Annotated in this window: 8 protein-coding genes; 1 reads left to right on the top strand and 7 read right to left on the bottom strand. The window is 60.2% G+C overall.

The features are described from left to right. The coding region (locus tag WBF74_RS08290; RefSeq protein ID WP_424437987.1) for a citrate/2-methylcitrate synthase at positions 1 to 450 on the top strand (450 nt) is incomplete at its 5' end. A gap of 54 nt (positions 451 to 504) precedes the next feature. Here the strand turns inward: WBF74_RS08290 and lpxB are convergent. From lpxB to bamA, 7 genes are all read right to left on the bottom strand, one after another. Then, complete coding sequence (gene lpxB / locus WBF74_RS08295; RefSeq protein WP_424437990.1) at positions 505 to 1,677, bottom strand: lipid-A-disaccharide synthase; 1,173 nt, start codon at positions 1,675 to 1,677, stop codon at positions 505 to 507. Next, complete coding sequence (locus tag WBF74_RS08300; protein ID WP_424437993.1) at positions 1,674 to 2,549, bottom strand: LpxI family protein; 876 nt, start codon at positions 2,547 to 2,549, stop codon at positions 1,674 to 1,676. The genes lpxB and WBF74_RS08300 overlap by 4 nt, the downstream gene beginning before the upstream one ends. 9 nt (positions 2,550 to 2,558) lie before the next feature. After that, positions 2,559 to 3,359: an acyl-ACP--UDP-N-acetylglucosamine O-acyltransferase gene (lpxA, locus tag WBF74_RS08305; RefSeq protein ID WP_424437996.1), complete on the bottom strand. Its 801-nt coding sequence runs from the start codon at positions 3,357 to 3,359 to the stop codon at positions 2,559 to 2,561. Then, a complete protein-coding gene (fabZ, locus tag WBF74_RS08310; protein ID WP_424437999.1) occupies positions 3,356 to 3,832 on the bottom strand; it encodes a 3-hydroxyacyl-ACP dehydratase FabZ in 477 nt (158 codons plus the stop codon). The genes lpxA and fabZ overlap by 4 nt, the downstream gene beginning before the upstream one ends. 28 nt (positions 3,833 to 3,860) lie before the next feature. Beyond that, positions 3,861 to 4,925 (bottom strand): UDP-3-O-(3-hydroxymyristoyl)glucosamine N-acyltransferase, encoded by a 1,065-nt coding sequence (gene lpxD / locus WBF74_RS08315; RefSeq protein ID WP_424438002.1) that lies wholly within the window; start codon positions 4,923 to 4,925, stop codon positions 3,861 to 3,863. Between the two features lie 53 nt (positions 4,926 to 4,978). Continuing rightward, positions 4,979 to 5,572 carry an OmpH family outer membrane protein gene (locus WBF74_RS08320; RefSeq protein ID WP_424438005.1) on the bottom strand — a complete coding sequence of 198 codons (594 nt, stop codon included), beginning with the start codon at positions 5,570 to 5,572 and terminating at the stop codon, positions 4,979 to 4,981. A 49-nt stretch (positions 5,573 to 5,621) separates the two neighbouring features. Further along, a partial coding sequence (bamA, locus tag WBF74_RS08325; protein ID WP_424438008.1) for an outer membrane protein assembly factor BamA occupies positions 5,622 to 6,800 on the bottom strand: 1,179 nt, incomplete at its 5' end.

The following is a 6,800-nucleotide window of genomic DNA, read 5'->3' on the forward strand; positions in this document are numbered from 1 at the left end:
GTTGATCGCATTCCCGAATACATCAAGAAGGCGAAGGACAAGAATGATCCGTTCCGCCTGATGGGCTTCGGCCACCGCGTTTACAAGAACTATGACCCGCGCGCGCGTGTGATGCAGCAGACCTGCCACGAAGTTCTTGGCGTTCTCGGCATCAAGGACGATCCGCTTCTTGATGTCGCGCTGGAGCTTGAGAAGATCGCTCTCAATGACGAGTATTTCATCGAGAAGAAGCTCTATCCGAATATCGACTTCTATTCGGGCATCACGCTGAAGGCGATGGGCTTCCCGACCACCATGTTCACCGTGCTCTTCGCCCTCGCCCGTACGGTGGGCTGGGTCGCACAGTGGAACGAGATGATTGAAGATCCGAGCCAGCGCATCGGCCGTCCGCGCCAGCTCTACACGGGCGCACAGCGCCGCGACTATGTGGATATCGGTAAGCGCAAGTAAGCGCTTCCCCGACACGTTCAAGGGCGCTTCTTCGGAAGCGCCCTTTTTCTTTGGCTAGTCGGTGAGAAGGTCGAGGACCGCGCGGGCAGCACGCGTGCTCGGGCTTTCGCCGCCCACGCCCATGCGGGCGCGCACTTCATCAAGGTCGGCCAGTGCCCGCAGCCTCTCCGGCGTGTCGCGCATCAAAGGCCGCAAGCCTTCGAACAGATTATCGGCTGTACATCTGCTTTGCAGATATTCCTGCACCGATGGCCGGTCGAGAATGAGGTTCACCAGAACCACGGAAGGAATCTTCAGTATGCTGAGCGCGAACCAGCCGACAACAGCTTCCGCACGATAGGCCACGACCATCGGCACACGCGCAAGTGCGAGTTCGAGCGTAACCGTGCCGGAAGCCGCAAGCGCCGCCGTGGCGGCGTCAAAGGCGGCGCGCTTACCCTCCTCGCCCTCGACCAAATCGACAGGCACGCCCCATTCCTTGACGGCCTTTTCCACCAGCTCGCGCACATGGGGCACGGTCGGCACGACGACGCGCAGCTCCGGCATCTCGATTGCGAGCTTCTGTACCGTCTCACCGAAAATCTCGACGAGGTGCTTGACCTCATTGAGCCGGCTGCCAGGCAGAACAAGAAGCAAGGGTGTCTCAGGCGCGATGCCGCGCGCCACACGAAAGCGGGCACCGCTTCCCTCTTCGGGCAAGCGCTCGATCGCGGGATGGCCGACATAGACGCAATCGACCCCCGCCTTCTCCAGAAAGCGCGGCTCAAAGGGCAAAAGCGCCAGAACACGCCTGATGTAACGGCGCATCGCGCGAGCGCGGCCCTGCCGCCAGGCCCATACGCTCGGTAAAACATAATTCACGACCGGAATGCCCGGCGCTCGCCGCGCCATCCGCTTTGCGACCATATGCGTGAATTCGGGGCTGTCGATTACAACCGCCAGATCAGGCTTTTCATCGGCGGCATGGCGCACCGTCTGCCAGATGCGGCGAAAGATGAGCGGCAGGCGCGGAATGATTTCGCGTGGCCCCATCACCGCAATATCGGTCATGGGAAAAATCGATGTGAAACCCTGCCGTTCCATGGCAGGCCCGCCGACGCCTGAAAAACGCAGCGGCACATTCGACAGCTCGCGCAGCGCCACCATAAGTTCAGCGCCAAGCGCATCGCCGGAAGTTTCACCGGCGACCAGCATGACATGCTTTTCCGGCGTCGCGCTTGCAGTCATTTGCTTGCCTTCGCAATCCGCTCAGGCGTGAGGCCAAGCACAAAGATGCCTGCCCGGTTTGCCGCCCGCGCGACCGCTTCGCTGTCAACGAGAAGTGTCCCGCCTGCCTCTGCCGCTATCCCGGCAAGTCCTGCTGCAGCCACCTTCTCGACCGTGGTGAGGCCAAGGGTCGGCAAATCGACGCGGCGCTCCTGCCCCGGCTTCGAGAGCTTCACCAGTACACCCTCGCGCGCGCCTTCGCGGCCCCGTAAATGGGCCGGCAATCCGGCCACGCGGTCCAGCATGGCGTCCGTTCCCTCTGCCGCCTCAAGTGCGAGCACGATGCCCCGACAGGCAACGGAGCCTTGCCCGATATCAAGCGCGCCTATGGCAAGCGTTGCGCGGATCGCTACATCGATATCGCGCTCATCTGCCTCGTTGGGCGCGGTGCTTGTCAGCAAGGCGGGCGGTGTCAGCAGGTCTTTTGCGATTTCATGCGCGCCGACGATACGCAGCCCGTGTTCTTCTTCCAGATAGGAAGAGAGTCCGCGCAGCAACCCGTCATCGCCCTGCAGCATCCAGCGCGCCACGCGCGGCATGATCTGGCGGCCAAGCTTGTCGGGAATGATGCTGGAAAGACTCGGGCGGCGAATGGGACCGATCAGCACCACATCCTCGCACTGCTCATCCTTCAGCAGACGGATGAACTCTCCCATTGCGCCGATGCCGACCCAGGCATGGGGAAAGCGTTCGATCTCCCTTTCCGCCGCCCCTTTGATGCCGATGATGAAAACCTCGCGCCCGGCCGCGCGCGCCGCCTCGGCAAGCGCAACAGGCATAGGTCCGCTACCGGCAGCGATGCCGAGTTTGCGAGGTTTTTGGCTGGCGCTCATGGCGAGCGATCATGCCCCTCGGCCGGGGCGTGGCATGCAGATGGCGCGATCCGCTTCAGCGCGGATGAAATTCACGATCTCCATCACATCCGCATTATCGGCAAACCGCTCGGCAACCTGTTCAACGCGATCCCGCAGCGTGCCCTGATCCGCGAAAATGGCATTATAGGCATCACGCATTGCATGGATCTGTTCGCGGGAGAAACCGCGCCGCTTGAGGCCCACAAGATTGAGCCCCATGAGGTTTGCGCGGTTGCCGACAACCAGACCATAGGGGATCACGTCATTCTCGACCGCGCTCATGCCGCCCACAAAGGCATGCTTGCCGACGCGGCCGAACTGATGAAGCGCCGCACCACCGCCGAAGATCACATAGTCATCAATCTTGCAGTGGCCGGCGAGCATCACATTATTCGAGAAAACCACATAGTCGCCGATGATCGAGTCATGGCCGACATGGGAGCTTGCAAGAAAGGCGCAATGATTTCCCACGCGCGTCAGCATGCCGCCACCAGCCGTACCGGGATTCATGGTGACATGTTCGCGGATGAGATTGTCTGTCCCGATCTCGAGCTTGCTCGGCTCGCCCTTGTATTTCAGGTCCTGCGGCGCATGGCCGATGGAGGCGAAGGGAAAAATCTGTGTCCGCGCGCCGATGCTTGTGCGCCCTTCCACAACCACATGGGAATGGAGAACGACCCCCTCGCCCAGCGTTACATCGCCGCCCACAACGCAGTAGGGGCCGATGGTGACATCGGCCGCAATCTGCGCCCCCGGATCGACAATGGCAGTCGGGTGTATCTTTGTCATTTCGTGACCGGGCCTGCGATCATCGCTCCCAGCTCGCATTCGGCTACAAGCTGACCGTTCACCCGTCCCTCACCGCGATATTTCCACACCGTGCCACGGTTCTGCAATTTGTTGACATGCACATGCAGCACATCGCCCGGCACAACAGGCTTGCGGAAGCGAGCGCGATCTACCGTCATGAAATAGACGAGCTGGTTGCTGCCCGAAGTGCCCAGATGATTGATGACAAGCGCGCCCGCCGTCTGCGCCATTGCCTCGACAATCAGAACGCCGGGCATGACGGGGTGGCCGGGGAAATGCCCCTGAAAGAAAGGCTCGTTATTGGTGACACTTTTGATGCCGATCGCTGATTCATCCTTGTTCATTTCGATGATGCGATCAATCATCAGCATGGGGTAGCGATGAGGGAGAAGCTCCAGCACCCTGTTGATGTCAGCGCTATCGAGTTTTTCCGGCGCTTCAGCCTCGCTCATGCACCCCTCCTTCTACTTTCGTCTGTCTCTATTCTTCGGATGACTCGGCGGGGCGCCGCTTGCCCCGCCCCAAACGTCTCAATTCCACTACTTCGCGCCGCCACTCTGCAATCGGTCTGGCGGGAACGCCGCCATATTGCTGCCCGGCAGGCACATCATGCACCACCGCGCCGCGCGCGGCGATCTGCGCGCCGCTATTGATCGTCAGATGGCCTGTCACGCCCACCTGCGCGGCAAGCACGACGAAATCGCCAAGCTTCGCGCTGCCTGAAACGCCGGTCTGCGCCACCACGATGCAGCCGCGCCCCATCTCCACGTTGTGGCCGATCTGCACAAGATTATCAATCTTCGTGCCCTCGCCGATCACCGTATCCGGCCCGGCCCCGCGGTCGATGGTCGTGTTCGCGCCGATCTCCGCATTGTCCTGAATGATGACGCGGCCAAGCTGCGGCACTTTCTCATGCTTCGGGTATCCCATCGCGAAGCCGAAACCGTCCTGCCCGATGCGGGCACCCGCATGGATCATCACACCATCGCCAATATGCGCGTGGCTCACACTTGCATTCGGGCCTATGTAGCTGTCCTTGCCGACAGTGCACCCCTTGCCGATGCTGGCATTGCAGCAGATGACGGTGTTGCGACCAATCTCCGCTCCGGCGCCGATCACGGCACCCGGCTCGATGGTGACATTCTCGCCGAGCTTCGCCGTCTCATGCACGATAGCGCGTGGATGGATGAGGCCCTGCTCGCCGAACATGTCTTCGCCGCGAAGCTCTTTGGGATAAAAGGCCTGCGCGGCCAGCGCATAGGCGCGGTAGGGCTGCTCCGTCAGCAGCAGCGCCACCCCTTTCGGCGCGCGCTCCGCAAGTTTCGGATGAACGAAACATGCGCCAGCCTTTGTCGTCTCAAAGGCGGGCAGATATTTCCTGTTGTCGAGAAAGCTGACCTGCGAGGGGCCGGCCGCATCAAGCGGCGCGACATCCTCGACGAGACGTTCAGGATCGACATCCGGCGCCAGCGTTGCCCCCGTCCTGCGGGCGAGTTCACCCAGAGGCATCGGTTTTTCCAACGTGAAGAAACGCGTGTCCGCCATTGCTTTTCTTATCCTGGCAGGAGCCCGCCGCTTACGAACTCACTCCGTCGAATTCACTGGCCGTTGGCTTTCTGCATCGCCTGTATTTCGGCATCCGTCAGCGGCTTCACTTCAACAGTGGGCAACCGCTCATTGAGGCGCTTCAGCACCTCTGCGGAAATGTCCATGTCAGCGCCGCCCGCCAGAACCACCGCCTGATCGAAGAGGATGGTAGCGCCCTTCTCCTTCAGAATTTCGGCGAAGATCGGACGCAGGGTTGCTTCAACACGGTTTTCAGCACGCTGAAGGCCAAGCTGGAGAGCGCTCTGCTTCTTCTGGTAGGACTGCTGAAACTCGACGCCCCGCTTCTGAAGAGCCTCGGCGCGCTTCTGCAGGTCATCCTGCGAAAGAAGGGGGCGTTCTTCCGCCAGCTTCTTTGCATCGGCCTGAATGCCTTCTTCCGTCTTCTTTCCTTCGGCGACGAGCTTCTTCATCTGCTCTTCATACTGGTTGCGAATGCTTTGCCCGGCCTTGGACTGTGCAAAGACCCCCTGCGTGTCCACAACCAGAATGACAGCAGGCCCCGCCGCCAGCGCCGGTGCAGCAGACATACCCAACGCAAGCGCTGCAACAACAGCCAGACGCTTTACAGCAGACGTGAAACCCATTCGAGTATTCCTCTTTGAAACTTTGATATTTAGCTGTCTTTCGGGCGTATCAGAACGATGTACCAGCGCTGAAGCGGAAGGCTTCTGTCTGGTCGTAATCTTCCTTCACAACGACATGCGCGAAGTCGAGGCGAATGGGTCCGAAGGGAGACTGCCAGTAAACGCTCAAGCCGACCGACGCGCGCGGCGCGAAATCATCCACGATGCCGGTGAAAAGCGTCTGGTCATAATCAGTGAGACCGATGAAGCCGCCATCCGCGAAGATCGATGTCTTCACACCGAGTGCTTCAGGAAGACCGTTCGGGAAGCCCAGTTCTGCCGAACCGAAAATATAGGCAAGCGCACCGACGGCATCCTGGTTTGTCGAGCTCAGGTCGCGCGGGCCAACGCCGCCACGGTCAAAGCCACGGATCGTGTTACCACCCTTGAAGAAATGGTCCGCCAGCGGAACATCTTCGCTAATGCCGTGGATATAGCCGCCATCGATCTTCCAGCTTGTCAGGAAGTCGTCATTGAGCGGCACATAAAGGCGGGCGAGGATTTCGTTGGAAACGTAGCGGACGTTACCGCCGAGGCCAGCGAAATTCTGCGTGAACAGGAAGTCCCAGCCGCCGGTCGGATCAACGGGGTCATTACGATTGTCGTAATAATAGTCGTAGCCGATGATGGAGCGGTACTTGGTTCCCTCAGCCGCCTTAATGACTGGCGACACGCACCACTCGCCGGGCAACAGCGTCGGATCGTTACAGGCCTTGTAACGAACGTCGAAAATATCGTCGTAACGGAACTGGTAGCGCGCAAGGAAGCGCGCCTTCTCGGAAAGCGGGAAACCGAACCGCAGCCCGAAGCCCTGTGACCGGGAGTTGAACGACGATTCATTCTGGTAGTTCGTTTCACTGCCGAAGAGATCAAAACCGCCCACCAGATCGCGGTCGAAGAGATAGGGATCCGTGTAGCGGAAGTCGACGAGCTGACGGCGCTTCGAAATCGAGAAGCTGGTGCTGAGCTGCAACCCGCGACCGAGGAAGTTGCGCTCCGATAGCTGCACGCCCGCAACCGCGTTGTCGAGCGTCGAGAAGCCCGCACTCAGCGAGAGAGCGCCCGTCGATTGCTCCTGCACATTGACGTTGATAACCGTCTTGTCAGGCTCCGAACCCGGCTCCTGCGTCACATCCACCTTGGCGAAATATTGCAGCCCACGGATATTCTTTTCGGACTTGTCGAGCAG

Origin of the sequence: Parvibaculum sp., assembly GCF_049672805.1 — a bacterium.
Classification (GTDB): Bacteria; Pseudomonadota; Alphaproteobacteria; order Parvibaculales; family Parvibaculaceae; genus Parvibaculum.